Origin of the sequence: Xanthomonas floridensis (assembly GCF_001642575.1) — a bacterium.
Classification (GTDB): Bacteria; Pseudomonadota; Gammaproteobacteria; order Xanthomonadales; family Xanthomonadaceae; genus Xanthomonas; species Xanthomonas floridensis.
The window spans coordinates 141,684-160,178 of sequence record NZ_LXNG01000058.1 but is presented as its reverse complement, the minus strand read 5'-3'; the positions used below and the strand labels follow the sequence as shown (position 1 = coordinate 160,178).

The 18,495-nt window shown below is 65.4% G+C and carries 11 protein-coding genes and 1 pseudogene; 6 read left to right on the top strand and 6 right to left on the bottom strand.

All coding sequences use genetic code 11. The features are described 5' to 3' along the window. Positions 1-115: 115 nt before the first annotated feature. Together A7D17_RS22270 and bla are read right to left on the bottom strand one after the other, a co-directional pair. Positions 116-559, bottom strand: a pseudogene (locus A7D17_RS22270) (alpha/beta hydrolase); the annotation flags it as partial. A gap of 116 nt (positions 560-675) precedes the next feature. Continuing rightward, the gene (bla, locus tag A7D17_RS22265) at positions 676-1,569 is read right to left on the bottom strand and encodes a class A beta-lactamase (protein ID WP_064511115.1); all 894 of its coding nucleotides are present in this window, start codon (positions 1,567-1,569) and stop codon (positions 676-678) included. A 100-nt stretch (positions 1,570-1,669) separates the two neighbouring features. Between bla and ampR the strand changes: the two genes are divergently transcribed. Next, the gene (gene ampR, locus A7D17_RS22260) at positions 1,670-2,545 is read left to right on the top strand and encodes a LysR family transcriptional regulator AmpR (protein ID WP_064511114.1); all 876 of its coding nucleotides are present in this window, start codon (positions 1,670-1,672) and stop codon (positions 2,543-2,545) included. Positions 2,546-2,563: 18 nt separating this feature from the next. Here the strand turns inward: ampR and A7D17_RS22255 are convergent, their stop codons facing one another. Both A7D17_RS22255 and A7D17_RS22250 read right to left on the bottom strand, forming a co-directional pair. After that, a complete protein-coding gene (locus tag A7D17_RS22255) occupies positions 2,564-3,064 on the bottom strand; it encodes a YcxB family protein (protein WP_064511113.1) in 501 nt (166 codons plus the stop codon). A gap of 50 nt (positions 3,065-3,114) precedes the next feature. After that, positions 3,115-5,034, bottom strand: a complete 1,920-nt coding sequence (locus A7D17_RS22250; RefSeq protein ID WP_064511112.1) for an ABC-F family ATP-binding cassette domain-containing protein — start codon at positions 5,032-5,034, stop codon at positions 3,115-3,117. A gap of 181 nt (positions 5,035-5,215) precedes the next feature. Here A7D17_RS22250 and A7D17_RS22245 point away from each other — a divergent pair, with 181 nt between their 5' ends. The 4 genes from A7D17_RS22245 to A7D17_RS22230 all read left to right on the top strand — a co-directional run bounded on the left by A7D17_RS22245 (position 5,216) and on the right by A7D17_RS22230 (position 14,007). Then, positions 5,216-7,609 (top strand): TonB-dependent receptor plug domain-containing protein, encoded by a 2,394-nt coding sequence (locus A7D17_RS22245; protein WP_064511111.1) that lies wholly within the window; start codon positions 5,216-5,218, stop codon positions 7,607-7,609. A 572-nt stretch (positions 7,610-8,181) separates the two neighbouring features. Beyond that, complete coding sequence (locus A7D17_RS22240) at positions 8,182-8,607, top strand: VOC family protein (protein WP_064511125.1); 426 nt, start codon at positions 8,182-8,184, stop codon at positions 8,605-8,607. A gap of 275 nt (positions 8,608-8,882) precedes the next feature. Further along, entirely contained in the window at positions 8,883-11,270 is a 2,388-nt protein-coding gene (locus tag A7D17_RS22235) for a TonB-dependent receptor plug domain-containing protein (RefSeq protein ID WP_064511110.1), read from the top strand. A gap of 337 nt (positions 11,271-11,607) precedes the next feature. Continuing rightward, positions 11,608-14,007, top strand: coding sequence for a TonB-dependent receptor plug domain-containing protein (locus tag A7D17_RS22230; RefSeq protein ID WP_064511109.1), 2,400 nt, complete (start codon positions 11,608-11,610; stop codon positions 14,005-14,007). Between the two features lie 141 nt (positions 14,008-14,148). Here A7D17_RS22230 and A7D17_RS22225 read toward each other — a convergent pair whose 3' ends face one another. After that, on the bottom strand, positions 14,149-15,342 hold the full coding sequence (locus A7D17_RS22225; RefSeq protein WP_064511108.1) for a cytochrome P450: 1,194 nt from the start codon (positions 15,340-15,342) through the stop codon (positions 14,149-14,151). A 746-nt stretch (positions 15,343-16,088) separates the two neighbouring features. On the opposite strand from A7D17_RS22225, the gene ybaL reads away from it, so the two are divergent. Beyond that, positions 16,089-17,783: a YbaL family putative K(+) efflux transporter gene (gene ybaL, locus A7D17_RS22220; protein WP_064511107.1), complete on the top strand. Its 1,695-nt coding sequence runs from the start codon at positions 16,089-16,091 to the stop codon at positions 17,781-17,783. A 129-nt stretch (positions 17,784-17,912) separates the two neighbouring features. Here the strand turns inward: ybaL and A7D17_RS22215 are convergent, their stop codons facing one another. Next, positions 17,913-18,482, bottom strand: a complete 570-nt coding sequence (locus A7D17_RS22215) for a hypothetical protein (protein WP_064511106.1) — start codon at positions 18,480-18,482, stop codon at positions 17,913-17,915. Positions 18,483-18,495 lie beyond the last annotated feature (13 nt).

Genomic DNA, 18,495 nt, shown 5'->3' with positions numbered 1-18,495 from the left:
CGCGCCGTGTCTGCTTGCGCTTGCCGTTGTACTCCGCGTCGCCAAAGCTCAGCTGCATCGAGATCGTCCGCTCGGTTCGTTGATCCATTGTGGCAGTATCAGATGGAGTTGTTCAGACCTTCCCTAGCGCGCGCTGCGCATCCTGCAAGGCAGTTTGCACCTTCGGGTAATAACGGCGTCCGTTGGTCCAGGTGGGTCCCGAGTTCGGTACGCGGTACTTCAACAGCACGCAGGTGATGCCACGCGCGGTCAGCCAATCGCAGATCTCCGTCCCTTCCAGATCCATGGCCAGCACTTGATAACCACCGCCGGGGAACACCAGCACCGCCGCACCGGTGTTGTGATGTTTGGGCGTATAAACCGTCATCGTCGGGCGGCTGACATCGCTGACCTTGGTCCATGGGAAGCGCCCCTCGCCGGGGCCCATCGTTTCGGGCTTTGGATTGCGCAAGGCATCAGGCACCGCATGCGGCCAGAGCGGTCTCTCTACCTGGCCAGGCGCTGGTTGCCAGGCACCGGCCGTTGCAAGCCCATGAACCAGCAGCAGCGCAACGACCACGGACCAATGACACACCCTGATTCGCACTGTCGTACCTCGAGAAGCTCAAAGGAAACAGGAAGCACCTCGCCGACGCACCCGCGAAATGGAACGCGGGAGGCAGCGGGTCGTCGCACTCAACCCACGATGCTGTCGCGCACCGCGGCCGCCACTGCCTTCAGCGCCGCATCGCGTGCAGCATCGTCGACCTTGGCACCGTTCAAGTACGTCGTCAGCAGCAGCGGCGGCTGGCCTTTCGGCGGCCAGAGGATGGCGATGTCGTTGCGGGTATCGGTGCCGTTGCTACCGGTCTTGTCGCCGATCTTCCAGTCGGCCGTGAGCCCCGCACGCAGGCAATCGTCGCCGGTGCGGTTGTCGATCATCCAGTCGGTCAGCTGCTTGCGCGAGGCAGGCTGCAGGGCATCGCCAAGCAGCAGCGTGCGTAGCGTCGACGCCATGGCCGCCGGGGTGGTGGTGTCGCGCGGCTCACCGGGAGCGAACCCGTTCATCTCCGGCTCGTAGCGGTCACTGCGGGTCTTGGCATCGCCGATGCTGCGCAGGAAGGCGGTGACGCCGGGCGGGCCGCCGACCAGCGGGAACAACAGGTTGGCGGCCGGGTTGTCGCTATAGATCATCGTGGCCTGGCACAGTTCGCCGACACTCAGCGCGCTGCCGACATGGCGCTTGGTGACGGGGGCATGCTCAAGCATGTCCGAGGCACGGATCTTGACCGGTTGCGCCAGCGTCAGCCTGCTCTCATCCACCCGCTGCAGCACCGCGGCAGCCAATACAAATTTGAAGGTACTGCACATCGGAAAGCGCTCGTTCTGGCGCTGCCCGAGGCGCCAGCCGGTGGCGCTGTCGAGCAGGCTGATGCCCAGGCGACCACCGGTGCCACGTTCGATTTCCGCCCACTGTGCCCGCAGCATGTCATCCATATTCACCGCCGGACTGAGCGCCAGTGCGGGCCTGGACGCTGCAAACAGCATGCCCGCGCCGGTTGCGTACAAGAACTCTCGCCGATTCAACATGCGTTTGCCTCTTGGAGGGAGTCCGCAGTATCGATGTGTACGCCGCGGCCGACCATCGCGATGTTTCGATCACAGGCATGAATTGAACTAATCTCTCTACATGGCCCGCCCCCGCCTCCCGCTCAATGCCCTGCGCGCTTTCGAAGCCGCCGCGCGCCATCAAAACCTGACCCGTGCGGCGAACGAGCTGTGCGTGAGCCAGGCCGCGCTCAGCCACCAGATCAAGGCGCTGGAACAGCAGCTGGGCACCAGCCTGTTCCACCGCCTGCCACGCGGGGTGGCGCTCACCGACGAGGGCGCGGCACTGGCACCGGTGCTGGGCGAGGCCTTCGACCGCATCGCTGCCACCCTGGAGCGCTTTGCCGATGGCCGCTATCGCGAGGTGCTCAGCGTCGGCGTGGTGGGCACCTTCGCCACCGGCTGGCTGCTGCCGCGATTGCCAGCGTTTCATGCCGCGCATCCGGATATCGAATTGCGCCTGTCCACCAACAACAACCGGGTCGATCTGGCTGGCGAAGGGCTGGATCTGGCGATCCGTTTCGGCGACGGCGACTGGCAGGGCCAGATCGCCCATGCGCTGATGGAAGCACCGTTTGCGCCGGTGTGCGCGCCCAGCATGGCGCGTGGCCTGCGCACACCGGCCGATCTGGCCCAGCTGCCGTTATTGCGCTCGTACCGTCTGGACGAATGGCCGCAGTGGTTTCGCGCGGCGGGCGTCGCCGAAGTCGCCGCACGCGGGGCGATGTTCGATTCCTCGTTGACGCTGGCCAGCGCGGCGGCCGCCGGTGCCGGCGTGGCGTTGTTGCCATTGCCGATGTTTCGCCAGGACCTGGATGCCGGGCGCCTGGCCTGCCCGTTTCCGATCCAGATCGACGCCGGACGCTATTGGCTCACCCGGCTGCGCTCGCGCCCGGAAGGCGATGCCGATGCGCGATTACGCGACTGGCTGCTGGCAGAGCAACAGCGTTCCGGCTGAGCCAGCCCGACGCTGTGCTCAGCGGCGCGCGGATGCCTCGATCCCCTGCACCGCCATGCGGCGAAACGCCTCGTAGTGCGCCTGGTCGGCGAACCAGTGCGGGGCGAACAGCTCGAACAAGCGGTCGTTGTGATACAGCAGCAGCACCCGCTCGTTCTCGCGGTAGCGGATGTAATCGGACCAGGGCCGGCGCAGCCGCCCGTCTGCCCAGGTGATTTCCAGCCCGGTCTGGTCCCACGCAAAGGTATAGGTGTGCCGCAGCGCGGCCTGCTGGGCGTGCAGGCGTTTGATCTTGCGTGGCAAGCCCCACAGGTACAACAACGCCAAGCCGATCAAGCCGCCGCCACCGGCCCCGACCAGCACAGGACCAATGATTTCGCCGACCCCGATCAGTTGCAGCATGCCCGCGCCGATCAGGAGCAGGACCACCAGGATCACGATCAAGACCTTTGCCGTGTACCGCGCATGCAGGCGCTGTGCGGCCAGATGGTCTTCCAGACTGATGGTGGCGCTGATCATGCTCGCTACATCCCTGTGCTTGGCTCGGTACATAGCGTAACGCCTGCGCGTTACGCGCCCTCGATCAACTCCATCCACGCCGCTTCCGCTGTGGCCAGCTGCTGTGCGGTGGCCTCGCGGTCGCGGCCCAGCACCGCCATCTTGTCGCTGTCGGCGTAGTTGCCGGGATTGGCCAGCTCGCGGTCCAGCTCCGCCAGCGCGGCTTCCAGCTCGCCGACGCGCTTTTCGGCGCTGGCCAGCTTGTGCGGGTTGACGGCCTTTTTCGGCGGCAGCGGTTTGGTCGGCGGCGGCGGGGTCGGCGCCACTTCGGCCATCTTCTGCTTGGTGCCTTGCGCGGCCGGGCGGCTGCGCAGCCAGGCGGCGTATTCGTCCAGATCGCCATCGAACGGCTCGACCACGCCATCAGCCACACGCCAGAAACTGTCGCAGACCAGGCCGATCAGATGGCGATCGTGCGAGACCATCACGATGGCGCCTTCGAAATCGCTGAGCGCCTCGGCCAGCGCTTCGCGCATTTCCAGGTCCAGGTGGTTGGTCGGTTCGTCGAGCAGCAGCACGTTGGGCTGCTGCCAGGCGATCAACGCCAACGCCAGACGCGCACGCTCGCCACCGGAGAAGCCGTCCACCACTTCAAACGCACGGTCGCCGGCGAAATTCCATTTGCCCAGGAAATCGCGGAACGCCTGATTGGAGCCATCCGGCGACAGATCGCGGAAGTGGTCCATCGGCGACTGGCCTTCATGCAGCGACTCCACCGTGTGCTGGGCGAAATAGCCGATGCGCAGGTCCGGATGCGCACTGCGCTCGCCGGCCAATGGGGCCAGCTCGCCCACCAGGGTCTTGACCAGCGTGGTCTTGCCCGCGCCATTTGGACCGAGCAGGCCGATGCGGTCGCCCGCCTCCAGGCCGAAGCCGACGTCGTGCAGGATGACGGTGGCAGCGTCGCCCCCATCCGCCCTTCGGGCACCTTCCCCCGCTTGCGGGGGAAGGGAGGTCGGAGCCGGATAGCCGGCTTTCAGATGATTCAACCGGATCAACGAAAACGGCAGCCGGTTGGGCTGGGCGAACTGGATGCGGAATTCGCGCTCGGCGCGTACCGCTTCGGTGCCGGCCATCTTGGCCAGGCGCTTCATGCGGCTCTGCGCCTGGGTGGCCTTGCTGGCCTGCGCCTTGAAGCGGTCGATGAAGCTCTGCAGATGCGCGCGCTCGGCCTGTTCCTTGTCGTGCGCAATCTGCTGCTGGCGCAGGTGCTCGATGCGCTGGCGCTCGAAATCGGTGTAGCCGCCGACGTACAGCTTGGCGGTGCCGCCATGCAGGTGCAGCGTGTGGGTGGCCACGTTGTCGAGGAACTCGCGGTCATGCGAAATCAGCAGCAAGGTGCCCGGGTACTTGAGCAGCCACTGCTCCAGCCACAGCACCGCGTCCATGTCCAAGTGGTTGGTCGGTTCGTCAAGCAGCAGCAGGTCGCTGGGCATCATCAGCGCGCGCGCCAGGTTCAGGCGCACACGCCAGCCGCCGGAGAACGAGGACACCGCGCGGTGGTGCGTATCGGCCGGGAAGCCCAGGCCATGCAGCAACTTGCCGGCGCGCGCCTCGGCATCGTAGGCGCCGAGTTCGGCCATCTTCTGGTGCGCGTTGGCGACCGCTTCCCAGTCTTCGCGCGCGGTGGCCTCGGCTTCTTCCTGCAGCACCGCGGACACCTCGATATCGCCGCCGAGCACGAACGACAGCGCCGGGTCCGGCAAGGACGGGGTTTCCTGCGAGACGCTGGCGGTGCGCACCTTGCCGGGCAGGTCCACGTCGCCCTTGTCGGCCTCCAGCTCGCCCTTCACCGCAGCGAACAGGCTGGACTTACCGGTACCGTTGCGGCCCACCACACCGACGCGGTAGCCGGCGTGCATGGTCAGGTCGACGTTGGACAACAGCAGACGCTCGCCGCGTCGCATGGAGAAGTTGCGCAGGGAAATCATTGATGGACAGTCCGATAGAACGAAAAGGAATGAGCAGATGAGCAGCATTCCTGCGACGCCATTCTAGCGTTAACGAATAATTAGCGCCTTCAGGTTGGACGACACGCGCGCTTCGCACGGCCGTGATCGCCACCCGCCCAGTCTAGTTGGCCCCGCTCGGGCTGCCGTTTTCGGAGTTGTCATGACCATCCCCCTGTCCTGCCTTGCGACCGCCGTGGTCGCTGCACTGCTTGCCTCTCCCGCCCAGGCCCAGACCGCCGCGCCCGCCACCGCGCCGGCCAGCACCGCCAACACCCTGGATACGGTGATCGTCACCGGCACCCGCGTCTCGGACCGCACCGTGGCCGAATCGCAGTCGCCGATCGACATCATCAGCGCCGAGTCGCTGCAGGCCACCGGCACCCCGGAACTGGCCACCGCGCTGGCGCGCGCCCTGCCCTCGCTGAACTTTCCGCGCCCGGCGCTGAGCGATGGCACCAGCGCGATCCGCCCTGCGCAGCTGCGCGGCCTGTCGCCGGACCAGGTGCTGGTGCTGGTCAACGGCAAGCGCCGCCACACCTCCTCGCTGCTCAACCTCAACGGCACCATCGGGCGCGGCGCAGCGGCGGTGGATCTGAACACCATCCCGGTGGCCGCGATCGCGCGCGTGGAAGTGCTGCGCGACGGCGCCTCGGCGCAATACGGCTCCGATGCCATCGCCGGCGTGGTCAACATCGTGCTCAAGGGCGCGGAAAAGGGCGGCAGCCTGCAGGCCGGCTTCGGCCAGTATTCGGCCGGCGACGGCAACAACTACGAGCTGTCCGGCGACACCGGCGTGGCCTACGGCAACGAGCGCGGCTGGCTGCACGTGGCCGCTCAGCTCAACCAGCAGGACCCGACCGACCGCGCACGCGGCTATGCCGGCGCGCCCAGCGTCTCCCAGCCGGCCGTGGGCCAGAAGGCATTCAAGATCGGCGACCCGGACGTCAATGCGCAGGCGGCCTCGCTTAATACCGAATACCAGTTCAGCGACAGCATCACCGGCTACGCGTTCGCCACCGCCAGCAACCGCGACATCACCTCGTTCGCGTTCTTCCGCGCCCCGGGCAGCAGCCAGAACATCCTGTCGGTCTACCCGCAGGGCTTTTTGCCGGAGATCCAGAGCTACGCCAAGGACCGCTCGCTGGTGGCCGGCGTGCGCGGCTCCACCGCCGGCGGTTGGGACTGGGATGCCAGCTACAACTACGGCTACAACCGGATCGATTTCCACACCCGCAACACGCTCAACGTCAGCCTCGGCCCGACCTCGCCGACGTCGTTCTACGACGGCACACTGGAAACCACGCAGAACATCGTCAACCTGGACGTCAAGCGCGGCTTCGACTGGGGCCTGGCGTATCCGGTGACCGTGGCCTTCGGTGCCGAATATCGCAACGAAAAGTGGAACCAGTCGCCGGGCGAAGTGGGCTCGTATTTCCAGGCTGGCACGCTGCCCGGCGGCGCGCAGGGCTTTGGCGGATTCGCACCCAGCGTATCCGGGCAGTATTCGCGCGACAGCTACGCGTTGTACGCCGACATCGAAGCCGACTTCACCGACAAGTTTTCCGCTGGGCTTGCCGGGCGCTATGAGGACTACAGCGATTTTGGCAGCCAGGCCTCGGGCAAGGCGTCGGCGCGCTATGCGTTTACCGACAAGGTTGCGCTGCGCGGCACGGTGGCCTCGGGCTTCCGCGCACCGTCGTTGGCGCAGCAGTATTTCCAGTCCACCAGCACCACCTTCCTGGCCGGTAACCCGAATCCCTTCGAGATCCGCACCTTCCCGGCCGACAGCAACGTGGCGCGTGCCTTCGGTGCCGAACCGCTGGATGCGGAAACCTCGCTGTCCTACAGCCTGGGCCTGGTGTTGCAGCCCACCGATGCGCTCTACCTCACCGTGGATGCGTACCAGATCGACGTGGACGACCGCATCGTGCTGTCGTCCAACCTCACCGGTGCCGGCGTGCGCAGCCTGCTGGAATCGCAGGGCATCTTCGGCATCAACGGCGGACGTTACTTCACCAATGCGGTGGACACGCGCACGCGCGGCGTGGACGTGGTGGGCAGCTACCGCTGGCAGCTGGCTGCCAGCAGCGTGGACCTGACTGCCGGTTACAACTACTCGGAGACAGAAGTGCGTAGCGTGGCGGCCAACCCGGCGGCGCTGTCGGCCAACGGGCTGAGCCTGGAGCGTATCGACCGCACCGAACGTGGCCGCATCGAGGAAGGCTTCCCGCGCGACAAGTTCCTGGTCAACGGCAGCTGGAATTCCGAACACTGGACGCTGGCGCTGGGCGCCACCCGCTACGGCAAGTACAGCACGCGTCCGGCGGCAGCGATCAACGACCAGACCTTCGGCGCCAAGTGGGTGGTGGATGCATCGGCCAGCTACAAGGTGGACCGCTGGACGCTCACCCTGGGCGCAGACAACCTATTGGACGAATACCCGGACGAAAACAACTTCGCCAACTCCACCAGCGGGCAATTCCCGTACAGCAACCTGTCGCCGTTCGGCTTCAATGGTGCGTATGTGTACGGGCGCATCAACTACCGCTGGTAAGCGCTGCCTCCTTGCAGAGGCGCTGCGCAGGGAGCTGGTGCAGTCGTGAGGTCGGTGGCGGTGGTGCCGACCTCGGCGTGGGCCAGCTACGGATGATGACGTGCGTTGTGGGTGCGGCTTCATGCGGCACTCGAGTGCGAAGCGCGTCATATGCCGAGTTGGTCGTTCGTCGGTGCTGGCTGGCGCAACGCCAGCCTCGGCAAACGCTCGAAGCCTGCACGCCCTGCATGACGACCGTGCCCGCGCTGATGATCGCGCACTGAACTCGGCCCATGCATGCGTATTGCATCGGCAGCCCCCGCCCTCCGCCAAGCGCCCCGGCCTGCCCGGGGCGTTTGCGTTGGGTTGCGCATCCATCACGCGCATGCAACCGAACACGGCCGAACGTAGAAACAGCGTGCCTGCTGCCGCGATCACCAGGCGCTGCAGTCACCCGTATCCTGACGGGCTCGCCTGCCGCCAGCCATCCCGCACCGCGCAGGCTTGCTGCACAGACCGCGCCGATGCTCATGACGACGCCTGCGCCGGCTCCGTGCTATCACGCGTGTTCCTGTCCTCGTCGGAGCATGCAGATGGAAGCATCGCAGTTGAGCCGTGGCCGCCTGATCGATCATCTGCATCTGGTGGTGCACGACCTGCCGGCAAGCCGGCGTTTTTATCAGGCCGTGCTCGACGTGTTAGGCGTGCCGATCGGCGGCGAGGGCGAAGGATTCTTCTGGGCCGACGAACTGTTCGTGTCCGACCGCGACACCGTGGCGCAGGGCGTGCTGACCGGCCGCCATCACCTGGCCTTCCAGGCCCGCGATGTCGCCATGGTGCATGCCTTTCACCAGGCTGCGCTGGCGCACGGCGGTCGCGACAACGGCGCACCGGGCCTGCGCCCGTATCACCCGAGCTATTACGCCGCCTTTGTGCTTGATCCGGATGGCAACAATATCGAAGTGGCCTTTCATGGCCCTGCGCAACGCAGCGCCGATGCGGTGCAGATCACATATTGATGCACAAGTTTCATAACAGGTATCGATGCCCAAAATGGGGCAACGCAATCCGTTGCTCCTGTTGGGGATATGCAATCGACGCCTCACTTTGGTGCACGATGACAACGTTGGCATTGGCATACGTTCGATGACAGTTGCATGCGCAACGTAACCAAAATTTGACATGCGGTTACGCGTGGTTAATGGTTGAGAACGCACCGCAGCTGCCGCAACGGACGCGGCCTGGGAGGGGGCCCACTGCGCTGCATCCGTTCCCCACTCGGAGTTGTCACCGCATGAATTGCAAGTCCAGTCCACTCGCAGTCGCTGTTGTTGTTGCCTTGTCGTTTTCCGCTTCAACCGCAGTCGCGCAGTCGCAAGCTCCCGCACAGAAAACCCTCGACACATTGATCGTCACCGGTACCCGCGTGGCGGACCGCACCGTGGCCGAATCGGCATCGCCGATCGACATCATCTCGCCACAGGCACTGGAATCGACCGGCACCACCGAGTTGGCGACCGCGCTGTCCCGCGCGATCCCCTCGCTCAATTTCCCCCGACCCGCCATTTCCGACGGCTCGGACGCGGTGCGCCCGGCGCAGCTGCGCGGCCTGTCGCCCGATCAGGTGCTGGTGCTGGTCAACGGCAAGCGCTATCACAGCACCGCGCTGATCAACCTCAACGACACCCAGGGCCGTGGTTCGTCGCCGGCCGATCTCAACACCATTCCGATCGCCGCAGTGGAGCGCATCGAAGTGCTGCGCGACGGTGCGTCGGCGCAATACGGCTCGGATGCGATCGCCGGCGTGATCAACATCGTGCTCAAGGGCAGCGGCGAAGGCGGCAGCCTCAATGGCCGGTACGGTAAGTACAGCGCCGGCGACGGCGAACAGTACCAGCTGTCCGGCGATGCCGGTTTCAGCTTCGCCGGCACCGGCAAGGTGCATCTGGCTGCGCAGGCCGGGCACTCGGACCAGACCAACCGCGCATTGCCGTTTGGCGGCCGCGTGGAGCAGCGTTACGGCGATCCGGAGATCGACCAGGGCGCCATCTCGTTCAACGGCGAATACAGCCCCATCGATTACCTGACCTTCTACTCGTTCGGCATGGTCAGCCGCCGCGAAGTGCTGTCCAACGGCTATTTCCGCTTTGCCGGCGACAACCGCAACCGCCCGGAAATCTATCCGGATGGCTTCCTGCCGCAGATCTACAACGTCAGCAAGGACGTGTCGTGGGTGGGCGGTTTGAAGACCTCCACCGAAGGCGGCCTGAACATCGATCTGAGCTACAACTACGGCCAGAACAACCTCACCTTCGATGTGCGCAACAGCTTGAACAACAGCCTGGGCCTGGCCAGCCCCACCGACTTCCATGCCGGCACACTGGAAGTGACCCAGAACGTGCTCAATGCCGACTTCACCAAGACGCTCGACTGGGGCCTGGCGTATCCGGTCACGCTGGCCTTCGGTGCGGAATGGCGCGGCGAGAAGTTCAACCAGTCGCCGGGCGACGCGGCGTCCTCGGCCAACGGCGGTATTCCCTCCGCAAACGGCGCATTGATTCCCGGCGCGCAGGTGTTCCCGGGCTTCAAGCTCTCCGATGCCGGGTACTACAACCGCAACAGCCACTCGGCGTATGTGGACCTGGAAGCGGATCTGACCGAGAAATTCTCCGCAGGTCTTGCCGGGCGCTACGAGAAGTACAGCGACTTCGGCGACACCGCCACCGGCAAGCTGTCGCTGCGCTATGCGTTCACCGACAAGGTGGCGCTGCGTGCCACCGCCTCCACCGGCTTCCGTGCGCCCTCGCTGCAGCAGCAGAACTTCCAGTCGATCGCCACGCAGTTCCTCAACGTCGCGCAGCCCAATGGCACGGTGACCGCGATTCCGTTCGAGATCGGCACCTTCCGTACCGACAATCCGGCCGCGATCGCGCTCGGCGCCGAACCGCTGAAGGCCGAAGAATCCAAGAACTACGGGCTGGGCGTGGTGTTGCAGCCGGTGGACAACCTGTACATCACCATCGATGCCTACCGGATCGATATCGATGACCGCATCGTGCTGTCGGAGAATCTCACGTCCACCGCGGCGCGCAATTATCTGCAGGCCAACGGCTTCCCGGGTATCGGTGGTGGGCGTTACTTCACCAATGCCGTGGATACCAAGACCCAGGGCGTGGATGCGGTCGGCACCTATCGCTGGGCCCTGGACGGCGGCAGCGCGGAGCTGACCACCGGCTACAACTACAACAAGACCGAAGTCGAACGCATCGCCGCCAACCCGGCTGCACTGGAAGCCATCGACCCGGGTGCAGTGCGCATCGGCCGTGCAGAACTGGGCCGCATCACCGAAGGCACGCCGCGCGACAAATTCTTCCTGGGCGGGACCTGGTCGCCTGGCAATTGGTCGTTTACCGGCACTGCCACCCGCTGGGGCGAGTTCAGCACCTTCGGTACCAATGCCGGCAGCGACCAGACCTACGCGGCCAAGTGGACGCTGGATCTGGCCGCGTCCTACAAGCTGGGCGCGTGGAACTTCACCGTCGGCGGCGACAACGTGCTCAACGAGTATCCGGACCGCCAGCAGGCCGGCCTGGGCACGCGCACCTACCTGCCTTACAGCAGCGCCTCGCCGTTTGGCTTCAATGGCGCGCTGGTGTACGCCAACGTGAACTACAAGTGGTAAGTCCCCTGCGCCGGTCGGCAACGACCGGCGCAGGCATGGTGCGGCAACGCATCAGTCCCTCCTGACGACGTCACGTCTTCTGGCTGCTCGCGCACCTGCGCGGGCCTGCCTGACCGAGGCGCCGCTGCACCGCTTCAGCAAGGACGCGCTCAGCAAACTGCGCAAGGCGCCACATCGCGCCCTGCCGATTGCTGTCATCTTCGCGCACGCGATTCCGCACCCCGGAAGCATCCGGCGCGCAGGCATGACCGATTCCCCCTACGCAGTTGCATTCCCCCCCCCGGCATCACCCGTGCCTCGTCGCTGCGTCCATCGTCCCCTTTGAGCCTTGATTCCCATGCACACCTCCAACGCACTCTCGCTGGCGATTTCAGTCGCACTCACCGTCTGTTCCTTCGCTGCCAGTGCGCAGTCGCAATCGACCCAGCCGCAGAAGACCCTGGACACCCTGATCGTCACCGGTACGCGCGTCAGCGACCGCACCGTGGCCGAATCCGAATCGCCGATCGACATCATCACCGAGCAGTCGCTGCAGGCCACCGGCGCGACCGACATCGCCACCGCGCTGGGCAAGCTGCTGCCGTCGCTGAATTTCCCGCGCCCGGCGATTTCCGACGGTAACGATGCCGCACGCCCGGCCACGTTGCGCGGTCTGTCACCGGATGCGGTGCTGGTGCTGGTGGACGGCAAGCGCTATCACACCTCTTCGCTGATCAACTACAACCCGTACGTGGGCCGCGGCTCGGCGCCGGCCGATCTGAACTCGCTGCCGATGTCGGCAATTGCGCGCATCGAAGTGCTGCGCGACGGCGCGTCGGCGCAGTACGGCTCCGATGCCATCGCCGGCGTGGTCAACATCGTGCTCAAGCATGGCGCCGATGCGGGCAGCAACAGCGTTTCGATCAACGGCGGCCTCATGGACAAGGGCGATGGCGCGCAGAACGGTATCGACGGCTCGATCGGATTGCCGTTCGGCGGCGCCGGTGGCGATACGGCGCCGGGCTGGGTGCGGCTGTCCTGGAACTACCAGAACACCATGGACACCAATCGCAGCGAGAACACCAACCGCGCCACCACCATCGCCGGTGCGGCCAATCCCAGTGGCGTGCCCTACCAGCGCCACGGCGATCCGGATTCGACCTTCTACCAGGGGCTGGCGGCCTTCGGCTACGACTTCTCGCCGAATGTGGAGCTCTACGGCCATGTCAGCGCAAGCCGGCGCGAGGTCACCTCCAACGGCTATTACCGCGCCTACGACAACACCAGCCGCAACGTGCAGGCGGTGTATCCGAATGGCTTCCTCCCGCAAATCTACAACCCGGTCAACGACCGCTCGGCGGTGCTGGGGCTGAAGGGCACCACCGCGGGCGAATGGAACTGGGACGTGTCGGCCACCTACGGCAAGAACGACATGAGCTTCAACATTCTCGACAGCATCAACACCAATCTGTACTGGACCACCGGCAGCTCTCCGACCAGCTTCAATTCCGGCGGCTTCGAGACCGAGCAGGGTGTGGTCAATCTGGATATCAACAAGTCCTTCGACTGGGGCCTGGCGTATCCGGTCAACGTCGCCTTCGGTGCCGAGCACCGCCAGGACCGCTATGAGATCACCGCCGGCTCGCCGGCCTCGTACTTCTTCGATCCCAACACCATCAACCCCGATACCGGCGCGCCCTACCCCGGCGGCGCGCAGGTGTTCTCCGGCCTGGAGCCCTCGGTGGCCGGCAGGTTTGGCCGCCACAGCAACGCGGTGTATGCCAACCTGGAAGCGGATCTGACCGACAAGCTCTCCGGCGGTATTGCAGGCCGCTTCGAAAACTACAGCGATGCCGGCTCCACCCGCTCGGGCAAGCTATCGGCGCGCTATGCCTTCACCGACACGTTCGCGCTGCGCGCCACCATCTCCAACGGCTTTCGCGCGCCGTCACTGGCGCAGCAGAACTACGCCTCGGTGGTGACGCTGATCCAGGACGGCGAGCTGGTGCAGGTTGGTACCTACCGTACCTCCGACCCGGTAGCCGTCGCCCTGGGGGCCCGCCCGCTGAGCCCGGAAAAATCCACCAACTACGGCCTGGGCGGCGTGTGGCAGCCTACCGCCAACTTCACCTCCAGCCTGGACGTCTACCAGATCCGCATCTGGGACCAGATCCTGTATTCGGACCAGCTGCAGCTGGCGCAGCCGATTGGCCAGGTGGCGGCGGTGCAGTTCTTCGTCAACGGCGCCACCAGCCGCACGCGCGGTGTGGACTGGATCAACAGCTACCAGGCCGACCTGGGCAGCTACGGCAAGCTCAACCTGAGCGCCAGCGCCAACTACAACAAGACCACCATCCTGGAGTTGTCCAACCCCAACTTCGGCCGCGCCAGCCAGGGCCTGCTCACCGATGCCACGCCGCGGACCAAGTACATGGCCGGCGCGGATTGGTCGATCGGCGGCTTTGCGCTCAACCTCAACGCCACCCGCTATGGCGCGATCAAGCGCATCAGCGACCCGGCCGATGGCAGCCAGGACCAGACCTACGACGCGCGCTGGCTATTGAACCTGGCTGCCAGCCAGACCTGGAACGCCTTCACCTTCACCGTGGGCGCGGACAACCTCACCAACCAGTATCCGACCAAGGCGCAGCTGACCACCGCCTACGACGACCGCGCCGGCGGCCTGCAGTACTCGTCGCTGTCGCCGTTCGGCTTCAACGGCCGCTACTGGTATGGCCGGGTGACCTACCGGTTCTGATCGGCAGCCAGGCTGCCTGTGCTGATCGACCGCGATCGGCGCAGGCATGGCGCGGGCATCGCTGCAATATCGGCGATGCCCGCCCGCTGCTGGGTCAGACGCCGGCGCGCGCGCGATGCCGGCAGCGCGGCCGGTGGTGCCTCACCAGGAGACCGGCAAGGCATCCACGCCACGCAGATTGGACCGGTCGTTCCAGGTCAATGCATCGAGCCGCTCCAGGCGCAGCCCTGGCAGATGCTCGAGCAACGCCGCCAGCGCGGCCTCCATCTCGATCAACGCAAGCCGGTTGCCCAGGCAGTGGTGGATGCCTCCACCGAAGGACAGCGCGCGTCCCTGCTGCCGCCGCAGATCCAGCAGATGCGGATCGGTGAACTGCAAGGCATCGTGATTGGCGGCACCGAGAATCAGATACACCAGCGCGCCTTCCCGTAGCGGCACGCCATCGATCTCGAACTCCTGCAATACCGAGCGCGTGACCATCTGCACCGAGCTGTCGTAGCGCATGCATTCGAGCACTGCATTGGGAAGCAATGCCGGATCGGCCCTGAGCATCGCCAACTGCGCGGGATGCCTGTGCAGGGCGATCAGCGCATTGCAGATCATGTTGGAGGTGGTTTCGTGGCCGGCAAAGAACAGCAGGATCACGTTGGAGACAATTTCGTCCGTGCTCAGGCGATGCCCGTCGCTTTCTGCGCGGATGAAACGCGAGATCAGGTCATCACCGTCGCTGCTGCGCCGCTGTTCGATGACCTCGTGGAAGTAGCTTTCCAGCTGCAGATAGGCCGCCGTGGTGACCTCGAACTCTTCGCGGATCAGGGTCGGGTCGAAGGCCTTTGCCAGCGCACTGGTTGCATCGCCCAACATGACAGCGTCGGCAGGATCGATGTCCAGCATGCGGCAGATGATGCTGATCGGCAGCGGAAACGCGAAGTCACGCAATAGATTGCACTGGCCATCGGCACGGAATGCGGCGATCAGATCCGCAGCGGTCTCGCTGGCCACCTGGCGCATGGATTCCATGTGCCGTGCACTGAAGGCCTGCGTCATCAATCCACGTTGACGCGTATGCGCGGGCGGATTGGCCATCAGGAACATGCGGCTCAGGCCCTGGAACAGCGGCATCTCCGGCGCGTCCTCGCCGTGGCGCAAACGAATGCTTTCCAGATAATCGCGGCCGACGCGCCGGTCGCTGAGCAGGCTGTCGACCACGCGGTAATGGCCTGTCATCAGCCGGCGTTCGGAGACTTCCACCAAGGACCCTTCGGCGCGCAGGCGCGCATAGGTGGGATACGGATCCTGGCGGAACTGTGATGTTGCAAGATCGCTGAGGTGCATGGCCTGGGCTCGTGAGGCCTAGTCGCCATAACGCGCGACATGGCGTGGGCGTGGGAGAGGTCTGCAGAGCGCTTGCGCGATGCAACGCCAGCATTGTCGGACCTCGTTTCGCACGCGCACCGCCCAAGCGCGAAGCCTTGTCGTCAAACTTGAATGGATGGATCACGCCGGCGCGATTGCGTCATCGAAGGCATGGATGGCGGGCATGCATGCACACGCGTTGCGATGGGCGACACCATCGCCCGGCGATCTGCACGCCTCTGATCTGCTGGAAACGGCTGCGGCCATGACAGGCTCAGGTCTTCGCTGCAACGACCACGCGTGATATGCGCGCAGGGATTGCGTGCGCTTGCGCATGCACATCCGCCTGCGCCTGGAGACACGATCTGCGCCTGGTGACGTTGCGCAGCCCTGCGACAGCGCGCTGCACGTGCGCACCCGCGTGCCATCGCGCGAACTCCGGCAGGCGGGTGATGCCCGCTGCGATCGCCAGTGCAGCGTTGCCCGACCGCACACCTGCAATGCACTGCACCCACGCGCGTACCACGCAGGCTGCGTCGCGTGTCGCATCGCGTTAATCATGCGCTGTGTACTATGGGCGTCCGGCCAACCGGACCATGCGGTCCTGCTCCCTCGCGCCGGACCCCAGCGACGATTCACGCAATGCCCGCAGGCGATGCCCGGCGCAGTGCCGTTGGCTGGACACGCCCTCATCGTTCTCCCGGACACGTTCACAACGGATTGGAATGCATCACGACACCAGCCTCATCGACATCATCGCCGTCGGCCTCGCGGTCGCCTTCATCCTTGGCACGCTCGCGCAGAAGGTGAAGCTCTCGCCGCTGGTCGGCTACCTGCTGGCCGGCGTGTGCGTCGGGCCGTTTACACCAGGCTTCGTGGCCGACCAGACCATGGCCAACCAGCTGTCCGAGCTGGGAGTGATGTTGCTGATGTTCGGGGTGGGCCTGCACTTCTCGCTCGAAGACCTGATGGAAGTGAAGTGGATCGCGGTGCCCGGTGCGCTGGCGCAGATCGTGGTGGCCACCCTGCTCGGCTGGGCGCTGGCCTGGAGCATGGGCTGGCCGCTGATCCACGGACTGGTGTTCGGCCTGGCATTGTCGGTGGCCAGCACCGTGGTGCTGTTGCGTGCACTGGAAGAACGCCGTCTGCTCGATACGCAGCGCGGGCGCATCGCAGTGGGCTGGCTGATCGTCGAAGACCTGGTGATGGTGCTGGCGTTGGTGTTGTTGCCGGCGCTAGCGGATGTGCTGGGTACCGGTGCGCCCACCGCGCATGCAGGCGAATCCAGCTCGTTATTGGCCGCGCTCGGTCTGACCTTGCTCAAGATGGTGGCGTTTGTCGCCGCGATGCTGGTGATCGGCCGGCGGGTGATTCCGTGGTCGCTGGAAAAGGTGGCAGCCACCGGCTCGCGCGAATTGTTCACCCTGGCCGTACTCGGCATTGCGCTGGGCGTGGCCTTCGTTTCGGCGAAATTGTTCGGCGTGTCGTTTGCACTGGGCGCGTTCTTCGCCGGCATGCTGCTCAAGGAATCCGAGCTCAGCCACAAGGCCGCCAGCGATTCGCTGCCGCTGCGCGATGCGTTCGCGGTGCTGTTCTTCGTGTCGGTGGGCATGTTGTTCGACCCGATGATTCTGATCGCGCATCCCTGGCAGGTGCTGGCGACCTTCCTGACCATCACCGTGGGCAAGTCGCTGGCCGCCTTCCTGATCGTGCGCGCTTTCGGCCACCCCACCGGCACTGCGTTGACCATTTCCACCAGCCTGGCGCAGATCGGCGAATTTTCTTTCATCCTGGCCGGGCTGGGCGTGCAGCTGGCGATCCTGCCCGAGACCGGGCGCGACCTGATCCTGGCCGGCGCGCTGTTGTCGATCGTGGCCAACCCGTTCCTGTTCTCGTGGCTGGACCGCTGGCAGGCGCGGCAGATCCAGGACGCGCCGGCTGCAGTGGAGCCGGAGTTGCCGCCCGGCCCGCCATTGCCCGCCGATGGCCATGCGATCGTGATCGGCTATGGCCGCGTGGGCAGCGCGCTGGCGCAACTGCTGCGCAGCCGCGGCGTCCCGGTGCTGGTGATCGACGACAACGGCGATCACGTGGCCAAGGCGCATGCCGCCGGGATTCCCGGCATCCGTGGCAGCGCCGCTGCCGACCGGGTGCTGGCCGAGGCACGCCCGGAGCACGCCAAGATCGCGATCCTGGCGATCCCTCAGCCGCTGGAAGCGGGCGAAGCGCTGGCCAAGCTGCGCGCGATCAACCCGTCGCTGACCCTGCTGGCGCGCGCGCACAGCGACACCGAGGTCAAGCATCTGCTCGACCATGGTGCCGACGGCGCCGTGCTGGCCGAGCGCGAGCTGGCCTATTCGCTGGCCGAGATGGTGATGTCCACCCCGCCGTATCGGGCGTTGAACGTGCCGGCATCGTGATGACGGATACTCTCCACTGCGCGCCGTTGACAAGGCGCATGCGCATGCCCTGCGCTTTCAGGATTTGATTTACCGGATCGCAGCGACCAGGGGTTGCCATGAGCAATGCATGCCAGCTTACCGCCCACCTCAGCGCGGCTTGACGAGCCGATACTGCCGACGATCACCATAGGCTGCGCCCTTGGTTTCTACATTGGCGCATAACTGCCCGCCACACAATGTCACGTCGGCGGCGTTGTAAGCGCGCAGCAACTCCGCACGCAACTGATTGTCGTTGATCTCCTGGCGGTACTGGCTCAACAACCATCCACCACCACCCAGCAACAGCAGCAGACTTCCCAGGACAATCGCAGCACCTTTCCACAACAGCAGGCGCTGCCCGCGCTCGACGCGCTTGAGTTGATCGGCCAGCGACTGCGCACCCTCGCCGATCAAACCACCGGCCTGCTGCAGCCGCTTTTCGAAACCGGCAACGGGTTGGTCCATTCCCTGCTGGATGCTCCGAATCAGCGTATCGGGCACGCGCTGCAACGTTTGTTCGGCTGAGCGCGTCACTACGTTTGGCAGCGACTGGGCCACCTGTTCCAACTGCTGCGCAAGCCGGCGCTGCAGCTGCTCCAATTCGCCGCATCGGCGCTCGAACTGTTCCATCAGTATGGCGGCTTTGCTGACCAGCGCCATTGGGTCTTGTGCGTCCATCGTGCGTCCTGTC